The organism is Neobacillus sp. B24 (genome assembly GCF_055381825.1).
In genome coordinates, this window is sequence record NZ_AP035777.1 from 3,025,026 (window position 1) to 3,043,107 (window position 18,082).

Below are 18,082 nucleotides of genomic sequence, written 5' to 3' on the forward strand. Positions count from 1 at the left end.
AATATCGATATAGATTATAAGTTTTTTCGGATTATTTTCTTGGCCAATCTACACCATATTTTTGCTGAATTTCTATAAAAGTATTAAACTCTTCAGGGAACTTTTCTTTAAATCTTTCAATGGTTGGTTTGACTCTTTCAGCGATCTTATCCAGCTCTGCTTCAGAGAAGGTATCCATTGTTCCATATGCTTTTACTTTTTCAAGTGCTTCTGCATCCATGTCGATACCATACTGCCACTGTTCCTTACTCACTTCATTCGCCGCATCGACAATGATATTTTGCAAATCTTTTGGTAAGCCGTCAAACCATTTATTATCTGCAACCATCGTATAGGTGGCAACATAAAATTTCGGAATAATTGCTCCGTATTTTGCTGCATCTGCCACAATGGAAGCCCATCCATCAGGGGATGTAAAAATCGCATCGATTGTTCCTTGCGATAAGGCTGTTGTCATTTCAGATGAAGGCATTCCAATTGCAGTAATTTTCAACTTATCCAGAATGTCAAGTGTTGCCTGGCCACCGGTTACACGAACCTTCAAATTCTCTAGATCCTCAAGAGATTTCATCCGTATATCCTTCGAGATGAATAAAGCTTCTGATGTCCTTAAAAGACCAAGATTTTTAATATTTTTATCCTCTAACATACTTGTTAATAAATCATTCATTTCTTTTTTATACTCTGGCTCTCCTAACATTACTTCGTCAGGAATCGCAAATGGCAATGCTAAAAGTCCGTAGGCCTCATTAAGCTGTTCAACATTAACTGTCACAGGCCAGGTAATGTGTACGGAACCCGTTCCCAATGCGGCAATCGCATCTTTATCGGTATATAACTGACCTGCTGGATAGATCAAAGGTTCTAATTTTCCGTTACTTTTCTCTTTCAATAAGTCAGCGAACTTCTGCATATATTCATGTTTCCAATGGGTTGTTGTGTTTTCATGGGTCATAATAACTTGAATCGGCTTCTGATTGCCTTTGCCATCGTCTGAGGATTCTGTTGAATTGGTCTTGTCTCCGCAAGCTGCCAACAAAAATATGGATAAGAGAAAAGATAGTGCAATTATTTTTTTCAAGTCTTTATTAACCCCCATAATAATCCTCTCCTAATGGAATGATTTTTTATTGGCCTTATTTCAATAAAGATGCATCTTTTTCTATCCAGTAGTGTTTCTTTTTAACTAATAGGGTCCGTTCTCCCTCCCAAACTTGTTTTCCCTCTTGATTATATCCCTTTGTAAAGGTGGTGATGATTCCTGCATCAGGGCGTTCTGAAGAATCCTGCTTTGAAATGATTTCAGTCTCAGCTGTTAACGTATCGCCATGGAAAACTGGATTTGTATTTCTAATTCGAGTGTATCCCAAATCCCTGATGGCATTTTCACTAATATCCTCTGATGTTAATCCGATGATAATAGACATGGTCAAGCCTCCCATCACTAACCGCTCTTGAAATGCACCACCCATCATCACTTTTATATATTCTTTATTAAAATGGCCTTGTGCAGTATTCATGGTCATTAAGGTAACTGTATGATTATCCATCTCTGAAATGGTTCTGCCTCGGACATGTATATATTTCGTCCCTATCTTTAGATCCTCAAAATAATTATTTGTATTTGTAATCGTCATTTTACCAGCTCCTATATAAGAGGTGATTTATTGAATATAAGATTGTTTCTATTCCTGTAGAAGTCTGCGGGCAATTACCTCTTTTTGAATCTCACTTGTTCCTTCCCCAATCGTCAATAGACCTGAGTCCCTCCAATAACGCTGTGTAGGGTTATCCATTGAATATCCGTTTCCACCATGCATTTGCAAAGACCCCCATGTCACTCTCATAGCCATTTCACTCGCATACAATTTGGCCATTCCTGCCTCTAGGTCGCAACGCTTACCCTTGTTATATAAGTCAGCAGCATAAAAGCCTAATTGTCTGGCAGCTTCAATTTCAGTTGCCATTTCAGCTAATCTGAATCTCATAGCCTGGAAATTCGAAATTTTCTGCCCAAATTGTTCCCGCTGCTGGGAATAAGCCAATGCCTTTTCGTATGCTGCCTTGGCCAAACCAATACAACGGAAGGCAAATTGAATTCTTGCAATTTCATACCCGGCCATTAACTGGTAGAAACCTTTTCCAGGTTCTCCTCCCAAAAGATTTTCTTCTGGAACTTCCAAATCGTCAAAGTACAACATATAGCTATGCATTCCCCTGTACCCAACAGTATCTAATCGAGAGCCTGTCAACTGAGGAGGGGAAAACTTCGATCCAGGTTCTTTTTCAACCATGAAACAGCTGATGCCCCTGTGCTTTGGTTGTGCATCAGGATCTGTCAGGGCATATACAAATAACAAATTGGCCTGGTCAGCATGTGTAGTCCACATTTTGGTTCCGTTTAAGACATATTTATTTCCTGCTTTTTTTGCAACCGTTTTCAAATTCTTGGCGTCAGATCCGGCTGTAGGTTCTGTACCGCTAGAAGCCGTTAAAAATTCACCCGTGGCAATTTTGCTCATATAGCGTTCAATTTGATCTTTTGTACCATATTTAAGAAGTTCCATTCCGGTAATGACATTTCGTGCAGGTAAGCTTCCGACAGAAAGCCATCCTTTACTCAATTCTTCCGTTACAACACAGAGCGCCGTTGCATCAAGCCCTGCTCCACCGTATTCCTCAGGAATTGTTATTCCTAAAAATCCCAAATCCGCCATTTTCTTAATTAAATCTAACGGAATTTCTTCCCCTGCTTGATCCAACTTATCGGCTATTGGTTCAACTTCCTGTTCTGAAAATTTCCTTGCAATCCTTTGTAATTCTAAATGTTCCTCTGTTAAATAAGCACTCATTTTGAATCCTCCTTAATTATTGAAATTGATAATATAATATTTTAAATGGTTCTCAGTTAACTATTTCTCATTTTTGATAGATTTCTTCGGGAATATTTTACGATTTTTTCACCATTTTGGTTAAAACCAGTCGTTTCCCATTCCACGATTCCCCAACCTGGTCTTGATTTACTCTCCCGTTTGGAAACCGTTACAGATTTTGCATACAGCGTATCACCGGAATGAACATCTTTAAAAAATTGCACATTGTCGACACCCAAATAGGGTCCTCCAGCTTCACTTAAATCCTCCACGGTTAAACCAAGAACCGTGTTATACACCAATAATGGATTAATAACAATTTCTTCATAACCCAATGATTTTGCATATTCTTCATTAAAATATATCGGATTATAATTCATTGTCAGATTACTAAATAGAATACTATCTTCCTTTATCATGGTCCTACCCCAATGATGCTTAATCTCTTCACCAACCACAAAGTCTTCATATAACATTCCTCTATTAATCCGTATTACTTCCATAATTACCTCCAAGAGAAATTTTTTCAGTTCAATTATCTGTATTAATATCACTAATTTAAATCTTTAATAAATTCATTAAATCCTTGATTGAGAAATTCTCCAAATGATTGACTACATCACAGACCTCCTTGGCTCTGCTGTATGAAATGACTCTTGTTGCATTGTTGAAAAATTTTGTTTCTATCTCTTCCTGCGTTAAAGGATTCTCCGGCTCACCCTTAAGGATATCAACGCGATGGTTAAGAATCTGGCCATTTTTTAAATGAATGGTAACTTCTCCCGGAAAATGGGCAGGATAGGTTGAATTTGGATCATTTTCCCAATACACCCTGCTAGCTACTTCAAGAACATCTGGATCATCAAATGTTTCATCGTAGAATGTACTTACATCTACCTTTCCTTTAACAAGCATTGAGGCTACCACATAAGGGATGCTGAATAAGGCATCGTAGATAATCCTAGGTTGGATTTTTACTTCCCTAGGCTCAAAGATAATTGGAACCATTCGTTCACCGATTTTGCAATCAATTCTTTGTATTTCTTTGTAATTAAAGTTGTGTGTTTTTTTCAGTTCCTCTGCACAATCAATAAAGGCGTGAGTGAAATGGCAGCATGGATAGCGTTTCAATGCAATGTTTTTAGTCTCCCATGAAACATTCCAATGCTCGACAATCTTAGATAATTTTTTAGGTACCTCACTTAAATGGGAAGCAAGAAGACCCTTTGTACTCTCAAATACTAGCGCTGGCCCTTTAAACCCATCTCTTGCCATTTCAGCAGCAATGATTCCGGAGTGTGCAGCCCAGCCTGGATGCATCCTTTTTAGCCATGAACCGCTAAGCTCCAATATACCGGAAGACATGCTGCCGCATAATCCTAATGCATTGACGATTTGTTTCTCATCAAGATTCAAGATTAATCCTGCTGTCAGACTGGCACCGGAGGTTCCAAGTACCGAGGTAGGATGAAATCCCCTGTCATGTAATTTTCCGTCTACCAAAACACCTAGTCGGGTAATCAATTCCAATCCATTTGCCATGGCAGCAATGACTATCTTTCCCTTAGCATTTTCATTTTCTCCTATCGCCAATGCAGCAGCAGCAATAGGGGCACTGGCATGGATGATCCCGGCAATATGAGTATCATCAAAATCCAGCCCATGGATTAAGGTACCATTTGCTAATGCGGCAATATAAGTAGGAACATTATCTCCAAATCCAATGATTGTTGCGCCAGTTCCCATCCCCAGCCGGAGCGAAGTTTTATGAATACTATCGCCATAATCCGTTTTATTTGAGGCGAGCGCAATTCCAATACAATCAAGCAAATGGGATTTAACGACTTCCACAACATCTTCAGGCAATGCCTGATAATTGGTTTCCACCGACTTCCTGACAATTTGTTCTGATATGGTTGGCAAATAAACCACCTCCAATAAATTTTTTTTAGTCTAAAATTTAAAAATCCAATAATAGAGCTATTTTTCAAATATTAAGCTCAATTCAGGGAAGTAAGTAACGATCAGTAAGAAAAGAATCATTGTTACATAAAATGGAAGAGTTCCCTTTGCTACTTCTAATAAAGGAATTTTGGATACACCACTCATGACAAATAAATTCAATCCTACCGGAGGCGTCAATGTACCAATTTCAATATTTGCAGTTACAATTACGGCAAAATGAATGGGATTAATTCCAAAATGTTCGGCTAAAGGGAATAATAATGGTGCTGTTAATAGAATTACAGAGGTCCCATCCAAAAAGCATCCTAAGAATAGCAATAAAAGATTAACAATCAGTAAAAATTGCCAGGCAGATAAATTCATACCAGTAAATGCATCTACTAATAACTGCGAAAAACCAAGACGTGTAACCATGAATGCAACCAGGTTTCCGCCTATGATGATTAAATAAATCATCCCTGATTGATAAATTGTATTCTGAATGATTTCCAATAATTGTTTCCCTGTGACGACACGGTAGACCCATGTTACAATTATCAAAGCATAGATAGCCGAGACGGCCGCAATTTCTGTTGGTGTAAAGATACCAAGGAAAATTCCGCCTAAGATAAGGACTGGCATCAAGAGAATGGCCCAGCTTTCCCAAGCATGCTTCCCTAAACTTCTAAAATATTCCTTAGGAGTTTCTTTTTCTGCTTGCCCGGCAATATCCCATTTTTTAATTTTACATAAAAGGTAGATCGTTACCATCAACATAACGCCTTCCAAAATTCCTACAAATAGTCCTGCTTTAAATAAATCTAAAATTGGTAGGCCAACAATACCACCGATAACTATGAAACTAAGACTCGGCGGAATCATTAAACCAATTGTACCTCCGGATGCTACCATTCCGGCAACAAATCTTTTTGGATATTTTGATTCAAGGGCCTTTGTTGTACTTCCTCCTAAAGCTGCAGCAGACGCCACACTGGACCCCGAAATTGCACCAAAGAACGTACTGACGGCCATTGTGGCGATACCCAAGCCGCCCGTTACTCTTTTAAATAATTTGCTTGCGAAGTTCACGATGGATGTCAGTACTGGACCGTGCATAATCAAATTTCCTGCTAAAATGAAGAAAGGGATCGCAGTAAAGGCATAGTTAGTGATACTTTTCATAATATTCTGACTTATGATATCGAAAGGAATATTACCTTGAATAAACATAAGGACAATTCCAGTAATGCCCAAGGCAATTCCAATCTGAACTCCAATCACTAACAGAGTGATTAAAACGCTTACAAATGTTCCTATTAACAATGACATCCTCCCTTTCAGTTACCTATTTGAAAGCAGAAAAGATTAAGTGGTACATATATGGATGCCAGCTCTTGATAAAATGCGTTGGGCAATTTTTACAGTTGCTTCATCAATCATTTCTCCATCGATTGAAATAGCACCAAGTCCCTCCTGCTTTGCCTTTTCGTATTTTTCGATTACCATTTTTGCGTTATTTACTATTTGCTCACTAGGTGTAAAAACCTCATTGCATATACTGATCTGACTTGGATGAATTGCCCACTTACCATCAATACCAAGTTGTAAATCCCATATCGCCTCTTGACGATAACCTTCCAAATCCTTATACGAAGGGAACGGCCCATCAATCACTTGTAAGCCGGCAGCTCTGGCCGCTACTAGTATTCGATTTAGGACGAAATGCCATCGATGACCTGGATAGGTATTTCCTGAAGACATTGATTTCGTATCATGAGGGATGCCAATGGATGCTGAATAATCTCCGGGTCCAAATATGACAGCTTCCAATCGATCTGTCGATTTGACAATTTCTGAAATATTTTCTACGGCTTCAGCCGTTTCTATTAGACATTCAATCCCAATTTTCTCATTAAGTTTTAATTCCATTTCCAGTTGTGTTAGTAAGGTATCTACAAATTGGACATCTTTCGCTGAAAAAACCTTCGGAACGATTATAACATCAAGATTTTGTCCAGCTTCCTGGACGATTTCAATAATATCTTTATAGGCCCACCTAGTATCAACACTGTTGATTCTAACTGCTCTAGTCTTATTTCCCCACTCATAGGTATTCAAAGCTTCTATGATGTTTAACCTTGCAGATTCCTTTTCAGTCGGTGCCACACTGTCTTCTAAGTCTAAAAATACAAAATCCGCTTCTGATTTTACAGCTTTTTGAATCATCCGTATGTTACTAGCCGGCGTCGAAAGCTGGCATCTTCTACCTCTAATTTTTTTCATTTCACCGATCTCCCTTCAAAATAGCATACTTGTCGATTTAATAAGTATTAGTTAAATAGAAAACTAGGTTATCTATTTAACTTTGATTTCACCACCTTTTTTTATTATTTTACATTCTTTAATAATGCAAGTTCCGTGCCAAGTTGTTACCAGTCCATAAATACCATGAATATAGTTCTTTTGAATTTGTAAAATTATAAATATCCAATAATACTGTTTCAAATTGTTACATGTACCGCTAAACAAACTGAAACATGTTGCAACACTGTTTATTGATTCTCCATAAAAGACAAAAAAAAGGGTAATGGTTACCCTTTTTAATGAGTCCGTTTCCAATTTTTAAATAATGCCAAAATAATTCATCTTTCTCCACAAGGTTGTACGTGAAATTCCAAGTTTTTTTGCTGTTTCTGACTTACTCCCATTCGTTGCCATTAAAGTATTGATGAGCTCCATTTTTTCCTTTTCTCTCAAGACGTCTGTAATTACTTTATCACTACCTAACTCTTTTGCTCCATTTATAGTTTTTTGGTGTACCTTGCAAAAATATTCTAGAAATTCATCCTCAAAATACTTTGCCAAATCAAATGTTGCAGTGGTTATATTGGAACTTACAACAGAGATTCTTTGTGCAAAATTTTCCAATTCCCTAATATTCCCTGGCCAACTGTACGAAGTTACATGTTTTTTTCCAATGGTTAGGATTACTTCAATTTGTTCCTGGGTCAATCCATACTTTAATAGTAAATGCCTGAATAAAGGGACAATGTCCTCTTTACGGTCTCTAAGCGGTGGTACAGTTAACTGAAGGACATTGATACGGTAATATAAATCCTCTCGAAAAAGGTTTTGTTTAATTAAATCAGGTAGTATCTTATTGGTTGCTGTTATGATTCTGACATCTAAACGAATAACATCTTTACCACCTAATCTTATGATTTCTTTTTCCTGAAGAACTCTTAATAGTTTTGTTTGAGTCTCGATTGGCATATCACCGATTTCATCTAAAAAAATGGTACCGCCATTTGCTAATTCAAAATAACCAGGCTTTCCTCCCTTTCGTGCACCTGTAAAAGCACCTTCTTCGTATCCAAAAAGCTCACTTTCAAGAATATCTTTAGGAATTGCAGCACAATTCACAGGTAAAAAGGATGCATCTTTCAACGAACTACACTGATGAATACTATGAGCCAATAATTCTTTGCCTGTTCCCGATTCCCCGAGTATAAAAATGGGTGCACTCGATTGGGCATACTGCTGGGATTTTACAATCACTTTTTTCATAATACTGGAATGAACGATAATGTCATTAAAGTTATATTTTGAGGTAAATGTTTTATTATTTTTGGGATTTAGATTCGTTTTACTATTTTTGATGAGAGTAATATAGCCATTGATTTCTTCATGTAAAAACAATGGAATGGTGATACATTCGAGGTTTTGATTAGCTGAAAACGTTTCTACTTTCCTTTGGCTATTGATATCCATGGGAATATCAATAATGGTATCAATCCTTCTTCCAACAACGTCCTCTTTTGATGTTCTTCCAAGGAATTTAATACCAAACTTATTAATTTTGATTATGTTAAATTTTGAATCAAGGTGAAATACAGCATCATTTGAATGTTCAAAAAAGATTTTATTTATTTTTTCGTATTCCATCATTTTTTTACGGGTAGATGCGAGTTGGTATGCTTTCATTAATTCCATTTTAAGAGAATCCATGGAATATATTAATACACTATTTAAGTTAAGATTATTCGCAGCTTCACAAACCCCGCTTGTTCCAATTACGGTATTAAAGCCATCCTGCCTATATTTTATTAAAATTGGCTCAAGATCTTTAAAATCTGAAAAAGGCACTCTTAATATTTCGATATTAAATAAATCAGCATAGCTCTCAAGATTATATTCCTTCTGACTGTAGTACATTAAAATGATTTTGTTCCCAAACGTTTTCGCTCGCGCAAGGGCTTTAATTAGGTCGGCCTCAGAGAATTGCAAAGGATAAATCGGTGCCATATATAATAATTCTCTAAATTCTTTCTTAATAATCTCCAGATGAGCCCCACTTGTGATAATTAAATCAAATTCTGATAAATTACCCAAATTAACATCTATTTGTCTATAATCTACTTCAAGCACTTTTACTTCAATTGGCAGGTTGAGAATTTCTAATACTTCGTATACCAAATCTGAAAGAAGCTTATAAGTAATTACTAGTATTTTAGTAGACACTTCACGCGCTCCTTTTTCTATAATTATTGTTTATTTTATTGTGTCGCATTTAAAAGATAACCCAAAAAACTAAAGTGACAAACCGCAATAACAATTTTACTCTTGAATAAATTTTAAAAGTGACAAAAATAGGGGTATCTCAGACGCAACATCATTACTCTATTAAAGAAGAAGTTATTGGCTATAATAATAATAATATATAAAACGAAATTTATAATCAAGGGAACATTCTGCATATTCTGAATATTCATGTTCGAATTGTTCTTAGAGTTATTCAAAAGTATGACTCACTATAGCTTTAATTAGTCAAAAATATTCAAATCTCCGAGGAAAACACAACCTTTTTTACACATTGCCAAATAAAGAAGTATCGGCGACCGCAACATATTATCCTGGTCAACGTCATTTGCAATTGCAGATAATATGGCGTTATTCAGCTTCTTTTCTGGAATTTTCGGGGTAACAAACACTTTCCCGCTTAATCCAGAAACGTTTGTAGCTTTAACTGAAATACAAAAGACCCCTCTATAGTAATATTCATTTTATCAAAATAATTAGAGGTATTTATACAATATTTTAAATAAACTCGCAAATAAATTGATATGAAAATAATTCGTGCTTTTATCGAGGACTGAAATAAAATATAGCAACCCAAGGTTGGGCCACTCCATTAACAAAATTACTCTTCTTTCCGATCTACTGATGTATAATGCGGATACTCGCGTTTATGTAAATCTTATGCATCATATATTGATGAAAGTTTAGACCTTCCTCCATCTCTCAGCCGTTGATTAATCCCTTTATATTTTGGATTCGTGATTTATACTTCTAAGAATGCCAAAGTGTTTGTTGGTTTATCGATATCTACCCAAATACTAATCAAAATTACCCGGTTATTAAAAAACTGTCCCTCTGATTCATGTTCAAAGTAATTAACTCTCTAATTTCCCCCACATTCTTAAATAATCTCATGCAGGGTTAATCAAACATGGGGACTACTTTTCACATGTAAAACACACAGATTAACAAATTAAAAATAAGATATATACTTATTGTGGATGATATCTCTATTAATAGGGTATTATATAATTAGTAATTTCATAAATAAAGTAGACCGAACATGCAGCAACATGTCCGGTCCAGCGTTCCCTTTAAGGGTGGTCGGCTTTTGGGCCGAAATAGATGCATACTTAATCCATTACCAAACCTCCATCTACAACCAGGTTCTGACCAGTAACAGCTCTTGCCCATGGTGAGGCAAAGAACAAGGCTGTGTCAGCCAATTCTTCTGGAGTCGTTACCTTATGTAAAGGGGTGATGGATTCTATGATGTCAAACACCTCTTTAGTCGTAACACTGCTTGCATCGGTTTGCTTTAACAATCCGCCAGAAATCATATTCACCGTAATACCATACTGCCCCAATTCTTTAGCCAGATTCCGTGTAAATCCAAGTAAAGCAGCTTTTCCAGTCGTATACTCATGATAGGCAACTACCGGATTTTGAACCAAATTCGTTCCAATGTTGATAATGCGGCCATACCCTTGTTCCTTCATGTCTGCTACACAGGCTTGAACCGTATTTAAAGCACCTTTTATACTTCCCTCAAATTGTGTGTTGAACTTCTCCCACTCTAGTTGAAACACATTTTTTTGAGTAACTGGATTAAACTGAAAATCTATTAAAGCATTATTTACAATGGTGGTGATTGGCGTATGAAAGTATTCTTTTGCTTTCGCCACCATTTCATTTACTTGTTCCTTGTCTCTAACATCCGCTTGTAGGGCAACGGCATTTTTACCTATCCGTTTGACCAGTTCTTCTGCCTTTTCCTTACTTTTTAAAAAGTTAACAATGACATTGGCCCCCTCATTTGCAAAAGCGGTTGCCAATGCAGCTCCTAACCCCCTGCTTGCTCCTGTGACCAAAACGGTTTGTTTACTCAATTCCATAATATTTCCCTCCATTTTCTTTGCTGAAGATTAGAAATAATCACTCAATAAAAAAAACTAGACCAAAAAGGGCCTAGTTTATTAGTGAGCTAAACTACTTCCCTACGCTGGCATAATCCAGATCAGGTTCAAAGGGTCAAAAAGTTATCAGCTTTTTTCTCAGCCTGCATCACAGGCTCCCCTAGTAGAACAATTATTCTCTTAATCTTTCAACATTCATTCTAAACCGTAATAATAAAATGAGCAATAAATTGGCTCTGCTTACAACCTTAGAAAAGAATTTAAAATTAGCACTATCGCCGTTCCATCTTTCTGTTTTATACATACTGTGATTACGCGTGAAAGGAGCACTTTACCTGGCAGTTGGAGCTTATTGCACTGATTTGCTCGAAGCATTGTATGTTAATTTCTTATCACCGCTCGAGTCTAACAAATTGAAAAAAAATAATTTAAAAGGCGGTAAGTACATGATCAATGTTTTATTTGTATGCTTAGGGAATATTTGCCGTTCACCGATGGCTGAAGCTATATTTCGCCACTTAGTAAAGAAAGAAAAATTAATAAACAAAATCGCAGTTGATTCCGCTGCAACTAGTTCATGGCAAATCGGCTTCCCTCCGCACGAAGGAACTCTTGAAATTCTGAAGAAATACAATATCTCTTCTGAAGGGCTTGTTGGACGCCGATTAAAGAAAGAAGACTTTTGGAAATTCGACTATATTATCGGTATGGACGAAAGCAACATAAAAAATATTTACAGGATAACTCGAAAGCCAAATCATCCAAAAATCACTAGGTTGCTCGACCTGACCAGATACAGGAGGGATATCCCCGATCCATTTTTTACAGATGATTTTGATGAAACCTATCGTCTTGTATCAGCTGGCTGTCGGACATTACTCAATAAAATACGCAGAGAAAAAAACTTATAGCAACAAGGTATCCATCATAATCCCGACAATCAAAACAATCTCTAGGAAGAATCTGCTTTCTTTATGTCGGAATTTGTATAGCGTATGATTTCCGCGTTTTGTGGCAATACGATTTTTAAACCCATTTATTCACCTACTAAGCCATCACCATCTCGATAATCCATATATTTGGCGACCGACTCACTGGATTTTCACCATTTCGGTAGCCAAGAACCCTTATTGGCGACCGAACTCCTGGGTATTCACTATTTCGGTAGCCAAGACCCTCTTTTGGCGACCGAACTCACTGGATTTTCACCATTTCGGTAGCCAACAACCCTTATTGGCGACCGAACTCACTTGGTATTCACTATTTCGGTAGCCAAGACCCTCTTTTGGCGACCGAACTCACTGGATTTTCACCATTTCGGTAGCCAAGACCCTCTTTTGGCGACCGAACTCACTGGGTATTCACTATTTCGGTAGCCAAGACCCTCTTTTGGCGACCGAACTCACTGGATTTTCACCATTTCGGTAGCCAAGACGCTCTATTGGCGGCATTTAATTTGCCATTAATTTTTCGTTGTACAATAAGTATTGTCCCTTGCTATTTAACTTATTTATTACCCTGTTAATTCTTCTTGAAACACCCTCTAAACCCTTGGTAGGACAACAAAAATGGCATACGTCAATTCGTATGCCATTTCGTGTGTCAATTTGTCTTCGTGCACCCTTTAAGTGAACCCTATAAAATTTTATCGTGAATTACAGTGTGTTTTAGCTTGTGAGTACCTATAAAGTTATATTTTGTTGGTTTTTAAATATTCCTAGCGTTGTTCACAACTGAATTTTCACTCATTTTTCTTAATTTCCTAATATCGAGACGGATGAGAAGTGACACGGCTAGAGCTACAATAAATATTCCTGAAAAAATAACTAATGTCCCCTGATAGCTCCCGGTCGTTTCTCTGACCCAGGAAACAAAGATGGGTCCTGCCAGCCCCGCTGCAGCCCAAGCAGTCAAAATGTAACCATGAATCGCCCCAAGCTGCTTTGTTCCAAACAAATCACCGATATAGGCTGGTATCGAGGAAAAGCCCCCTCCATAACAAGTCATGATCAAATACACAATAATCGAAAAGAGAATGCCAACTGTCATATTTGGAAGCATAAAAAAGGCAACGATTTGAAAAGCAAAAAACAGGGTGTACACGTTTGGTCTGCCGATATAATCAGAGATCGTCGCCCAAACAATCCTTCCTGATCCGTTAAATAGCCCCATGATGCCAACCATTGTGGCTGCTCCAGCCGCTGACATTCCGACCAGCTCTTGAGCCATCGGTGATGCAACGGAAAGAATCGCAATGCCACAAGTAATATTGATGAACAGCATGACCCATAAAGCCCAGAACTGTCTTGTCCTAACTGCCTCATTGGCCGTTAACTGCTGCAGGTCCTTTTTGATTTTCAACCCACCTGAGTTTGTTGCCCCTTCTTCCATGCCTTTCGGTACCCAGCCCTCTTTCGGAGGAGCAAGATACTGAGCAGAACAAAAAATAATCACAAAGTAAGCTGCCCCTAGAAGATAGAAAGTATTGGAGATGCCATATGTTTCAATTAAAGTATTCATAATCGGACTGCTGATTAATGCTGCAAATCCGAAACCCATGATGGCCAGTCCGGTTGCCAAACCTCTCCTGTCAGGAAACCACTTTACCAGCGTTGAAACAGGTGTGATATAGCCAACCCCTAACCCGATACCAGCAATCATTCCATAAGATAAGTAGAGTAATAGTAACGACTCTAACTGAATGGCCAAACCTGCCCCGGCAATTCCTGCTCCAAAAAACACAGCACTTAGAGTTCCCGCTGCTCTTGGACCAAACTTCTCGACAAAGTGCCCTAAAAAGGCAGCAGATAAACCTAAAAATAGAATAGCCAAGCTAAACGTAAAAGAAACCTGCTTTAAGTCCCAGCCCATCTGTTGTTGCAGCGGTTTGGTGAATACACTCCAGGCGTAAACCGAACCAATCGAAATATGTATACCAACTGCTGCTAGTGCGATGAGCCAACGATTTTTTGTTTTCATCCTTCCATCCCCTTTTCCATCTTGTTGTGATTTTGAATTTTAGTTAATTTTCTTCGAACTGCATTCCAGACTTCTAAAACTCTAACTCTATAAGACTTAGTGCCATGGTCGAGCTCGGCAATACCCATGAAAAGTCGCATAGTGATTAGTCATATTTAATCGTTATTTTTGATGCAGCTAATTCTGCTTGTTGTCTAGCCTCTTGTACCGTTTCTCCGTTGCACAGAATTACCCCCATTCGTCGTCCCACTTTGGTCTCCGGTTTTCCAAACACTCTTACCTGTGTATGTGGGATCAATAAACTATCAGCAATTCCGGAAATCTGGTAACTGTTACTCTCTTTCATTGCTTTAATCGTATGACTTGCACCAGCTCTCAATAACCCAACCTCTGGAATCGGATATCCCAAAATGGCTCTCACATGCAAGGCAAACTCAGAGAGATCTTGAGTGACCATAGTCACCATCCCAGTGTCGTGTGGACGTGGGGAAACTTCACTGAAATACACCCCTTTTGACGAAAGAAATAATTCAACCCCAAATACCCCGTAACCCCCAAGAGCATCGGTAATTTTTTTTGCGATATCCTGCGCTTCCATAATTTGTTCCGCCGACATGTCATGTGGCTGCCAGGATTCAATATAGTCTCCATCCTTTTGCACATGCCCAATCGGGGCACAGTATGTAGTTCCAGAAGCGGAACGGACAGTCAAGAGAGTTATTTCAGAATCAAATTGGATAAATTCTTCCACTATCACTCTCGTTTTTTTCGCTCTCCCCCCTGAAATGGCCTCATTCCAGGACCATTCAACATCCTCATTCGAACGGCAGACGGTTTGCCCTTTTCCCGAAGAGCTCATGATGGGTTTAATCACGCAGGGTGTTCCGATTTCTTGGACTGCATTCCTTAACTCTTCTAAAGAGTTGGCAAAAGCATATTTCGCTGTCGGAAGCCCGAGTTCTTCACTTGCCAATCGACGAATGCCTTCCCTGTCCATCGTCAGGTTGACCGCTTTCGCTGTTGGAACGATATGGAACCCTTCTTTTTCAAGGTCAAATAATGTCTCAGTTGCAATTGCCTCGATTTCAGGAACAATTAAATCTGGTTGCTCTTGCTCAATTACTCTTCGAAGCTCACCACCATCAAGCATGTCCACCACATAGGAACGGTGGGCCACCTGCATCGCCGGCGCGTTTTCGTAACGGTCTATGGCAATGCTCTCAAGCCCTAAACGCTGAGCCTCAATGATGGTCTCTTTTCCCAGCTCACCAGAGCCAAGCAGCATAATCTTTTTCGCCTTGATACCAAACACTTATGTACAACCCCTTATTGTTTGTCTTTTGACTATAATAACGTATATTAAAGCATGTTTCAAGTGGAAATTTTCCTCAAAACACGAACAATAAATATTTAATTAATAATTTTGTTCGTAAAAATAGATAATGAGCGTTCCGCTTTTTAAAGAGAAAAAAGAGAAAGAGAGACACACTCGATGTCTCTCTTCATGTAATCAAGATATAATTTTCACAATAATCTCATTGACTTTCCTGTTCACCTGGTCAGATTTGAAACATCTACTCCCAATCCAACCCCTATCGTTCTATAATGAATGACATTATGTTTGTAAATTCAGATGACTATTACGACTATCATTGGTTGCAGTTCTAACAATATTGTTGGCGATTAAATCCTTTATTTCTTTGTCAGAAAAGCCCAATTGAGATAAAATCTCCTCTGAATGTTCACCTAGTGCTGGAGGGAGGGTAAACTCTTTTACAGGATTTCCTTGTATCTTAATAGCAGGACCAGGAACAGGCACATCAATATCCTCAACATTTAAAGTTTGAATCATTTCCCTGTGTTGGATTTGCGGATTTTTAATGACTTCTTCTAAATTATTGACAGGACTACTGGCAATACCCGCTTGTTGTAAAAGTTGAAAAGCTTCTTCTTTTGTATGTTTAATCGTCCAGTCCGCAATCGTCTTATCCACATTTTTTCTGTTTTTGAATCTTTCTTCTTCTTTCAAGAATGGCGAATCACTTTGAGCCCATTCACTTTTGCCTATTAGTTTAGCTAATTCCATCCACTTTTTCTCAGGGGCATTAATATAGGCTCCCAAAAATACATACCCATCAGTGGTAGGGAATGCTTTCGAATATTGGAAACGATCACTCGTTCCCCACCTTTGTGTTTTGATGCCATGTAACTTTGCTTCAGCAACACTAAACCCTAACAATGATACCAATCCATCAAGCATACTTATATCCACCAAGCGGCCATTTCCAGTTCTTTCTTTATGAAACAAGGCTAACACCGTCCCTAATGTCGCTTGCAAACCTGCAATATGATCGGCAATAAAAAATCCAACATAGGTAGGCGGACCATCCTGATGTCCTGTTAGTTCCGCTAAGCCACTCATGGACTGAATGACTCCATCATAGGCACCGTAATCCCGGTAAGGGCCGGTTGTCCCAAACCCAGTAATATGAACCATACTTATTTTCGGATTGATCGCGGATATGGTTTCATAACCAAAACCTAATTTCTCGGGTACATTAGAACCATAATTGGTAACCAAAACATCTGCATTTTCTATGAGGCGGTGAAGAATCTCTTTCCCTTTTGAACTCTTTAAGTCCAATGAAATGCTTCTCTTATTGCGATTTTCTGAGGCAAAATACAAACTGACATCATCTTGCATCGGGGCGGACGTTCTTCCAACTTCTCCTTCTAGCCGTTCAATCTTTATGACATCGGCACCATAATCAGCAAGCATTTGGCTGCAATAGGGTCCCGCAATATAATGGGTTAAATCTAAAACTCTTACTCCAGATAGAACAGTCATAATTGTCACCTCATTTTTTAGAATGTCTATACATCATTCCTCGCCTGTTGTGCAGGAATGGTAGCAATCGCTCTTACTTTAGAGCTCACAAGCGCTTTGCCGCTGAGTTCATTTTTACGGAAGTTTCCCGGTGAAGTTCCGACAATTTTTTTAAACGTCTTAATAAAATGATAGATGTTATTGTAGCCAACAGTACCGCTAATATCGGCTATATCCAAATTGGAGTTAACCAGCAACTCCGCCGCTTTATCGATTCTTACTTTGTTGAGATATAGATTAATAGTCATACCGGTATTTTCTTTAAATGTTTTACAAATATAATTTTTGCTGTGGCCTACAAGCTGTGAAAGGTGGTCCAAAGAAATTTCATGTTTGTAATTTTCCTGGATATTTTCTTTAATTTTCTCCACCACTTTTGACTTTTGGGGATTCGCCGATATTTCAATTTTTTGAAATCTGACCATATAGTATAAGGCAGCAATGAAAGTATGTGTTGCTATTTCCAGATACCAAGGAAGTGTGTCAATTCCTTCTTTAAAAACGACCTCGAGCATTTCTTCTATCTGATCGGATCCTTGGCATACAATTGGAATCCTGTTGAGACTTTCTTGAAATTCGTTATCGAAAACAACATACTTTACTTCCAGCATTCGTAAAGGTTTTCCGTCTACATCTCGGGTGTTGGATATGCCGTGAATATCGTTCGGTCTTGTAAAAAGGTACATCCCCCTCCCCATTTTCACGGTATCATTCCCTACGATAAAATCGCCTTCCCCACTTATACAATAGTAAATCTGATAGTATTCATGATTATGAGGCTTAAGACTGCTGCCAGACGGATATTCACTTTTAGCCAACCAAAGTATATTGATCATATCATTCTTCATTTTTCCAATCACCTTATTAAAAATGTTATTATTATAATATTTCTTCACCCTCTTCTA

Annotated in this window: 14 protein-coding genes and 1 riboswitch; of the genes, 1 reads left to right on the forward strand and 13 read right to left on the reverse strand. The window is 38.2% G+C overall.

Annotation, left to right across the window (positions count from 1 at the left end; translation table 11 throughout):
* Positions 1-31 precede the first annotated feature (31 nt).
* From dctP to ACZ43M_RS14920, 9 genes are all read right to left on the reverse strand, one after another.
* Positions 32-1,099 (reverse strand): TRAP transporter substrate-binding protein DctP, encoded by a 1,068-nt coding sequence (gene dctP / locus ACZ43M_RS14880; RefSeq protein WP_464503339.1) that lies wholly within the window; start codon positions 1,097-1,099, stop codon positions 32-34.
* A gap of 37 nt (positions 1,100-1,136) precedes the next feature.
* Complete coding sequence (locus tag ACZ43M_RS14885) at positions 1,137-1,637, reverse strand: MaoC family dehydratase (protein WP_464503340.1); 501 nt, start codon at positions 1,635-1,637, stop codon at positions 1,137-1,139.
* Between the two features lie 48 nt (positions 1,638-1,685).
* A complete protein-coding gene (locus ACZ43M_RS14890; protein WP_464503341.1) occupies positions 1,686-2,852 on the reverse strand; it encodes an acyl-CoA dehydrogenase family protein in 1,167 nt (388 codons plus the stop codon).
* A gap of 56 nt (positions 2,853-2,908) precedes the next feature.
* Positions 2,909-3,376, reverse strand: a complete 468-nt coding sequence (locus ACZ43M_RS14895; protein WP_464503342.1) for a MaoC family dehydratase — start codon at positions 3,374-3,376, stop codon at positions 2,909-2,911.
* Between the two features lie 55 nt (positions 3,377-3,431).
* Complete coding sequence (locus ACZ43M_RS14900; RefSeq protein ID WP_464503343.1) at positions 3,432-4,796, reverse strand: MmgE/PrpD family protein; 1,365 nt, start codon at positions 4,794-4,796, stop codon at positions 3,432-3,434.
* Between the two features lie 57 nt (positions 4,797-4,853).
* A complete protein-coding gene (locus tag ACZ43M_RS14905) occupies positions 4,854-6,140 on the reverse strand; it encodes a TRAP transporter large permease (protein WP_464503344.1) in 1,287 nt (428 codons plus the stop codon).
* A gap of 42 nt (positions 6,141-6,182) precedes the next feature.
* Positions 6,183-7,100 (reverse strand): HpcH/HpaI aldolase/citrate lyase family protein, encoded by a 918-nt coding sequence (locus ACZ43M_RS14910; protein ID WP_464503345.1) that lies wholly within the window; start codon positions 7,098-7,100, stop codon positions 6,183-6,185.
* A gap of 339 nt (positions 7,101-7,439) precedes the next feature.
* Positions 7,440-9,338, reverse strand: coding sequence for a sigma 54-interacting transcriptional regulator (locus ACZ43M_RS14915; RefSeq protein WP_464503346.1), 1,899 nt, complete (start codon positions 9,336-9,338; stop codon positions 7,440-7,442).
* A gap of 1,190 nt (positions 9,339-10,528) precedes the next feature.
* A complete protein-coding gene (locus ACZ43M_RS14920; RefSeq protein WP_464503347.1) occupies positions 10,529-11,290 on the reverse strand; it encodes a 3-oxoacyl-ACP reductase in 762 nt (253 codons plus the stop codon).
* 82 nt (positions 11,291-11,372) lie between these two features.
* Positions 11,373-11,483: riboswitch (TPP riboswitch) on the reverse strand.
* A gap of 274 nt (positions 11,484-11,757) precedes the next feature.
* On the opposite strand from ACZ43M_RS14920, the gene ACZ43M_RS14925 reads away from it, so the two are divergent.
* Positions 11,758-12,222: a low molecular weight protein-tyrosine-phosphatase gene (locus ACZ43M_RS14925; RefSeq protein WP_464503348.1), complete on the forward strand. Its 465-nt coding sequence runs from the start codon at positions 11,758-11,760 to the stop codon at positions 12,220-12,222.
* Between the two features lie 796 nt (positions 12,223-13,018).
* Here ACZ43M_RS14925 and ACZ43M_RS14930 read toward each other — a convergent pair.
* The 4 genes from ACZ43M_RS14930 to ACZ43M_RS14945 all read right to left on the reverse strand — a co-directional run bounded on the left by ACZ43M_RS14930 (position 13,019) and on the right by ACZ43M_RS14945 (position 18,025).
* Complete coding sequence (locus ACZ43M_RS14930) at positions 13,019-14,290, reverse strand: L-lactate MFS transporter (protein ID WP_464503349.1); 1,272 nt, start codon at positions 14,288-14,290, stop codon at positions 13,019-13,021.
* 145 nt (positions 14,291-14,435) lie between these two features.
* Positions 14,436-15,602, reverse strand: a complete 1,167-nt coding sequence (purT, locus tag ACZ43M_RS14935) for a formate-dependent phosphoribosylglycinamide formyltransferase (protein ID WP_464503350.1) — start codon at positions 15,600-15,602, stop codon at positions 14,436-14,438.
* Positions 15,603-15,905: 303 nt separating this feature from the next.
* Positions 15,906-17,138 carry a CaiB/BaiF CoA transferase family protein gene (locus tag ACZ43M_RS14940; protein ID WP_464503351.1) on the reverse strand — a complete coding sequence of 411 codons (1,233 nt, stop codon included), beginning with the start codon at positions 17,136-17,138 and terminating at the stop codon, positions 15,906-15,908.
* Positions 17,139-17,164: 26 nt separating this feature from the next.
* Entirely contained in the window at positions 17,165-18,025 is an 861-nt protein-coding gene (locus ACZ43M_RS14945; RefSeq protein ID WP_464503352.1) for a helix-turn-helix domain-containing protein, read from the reverse strand.
* Positions 18,026-18,082: the final 57 nt, after the last annotated feature.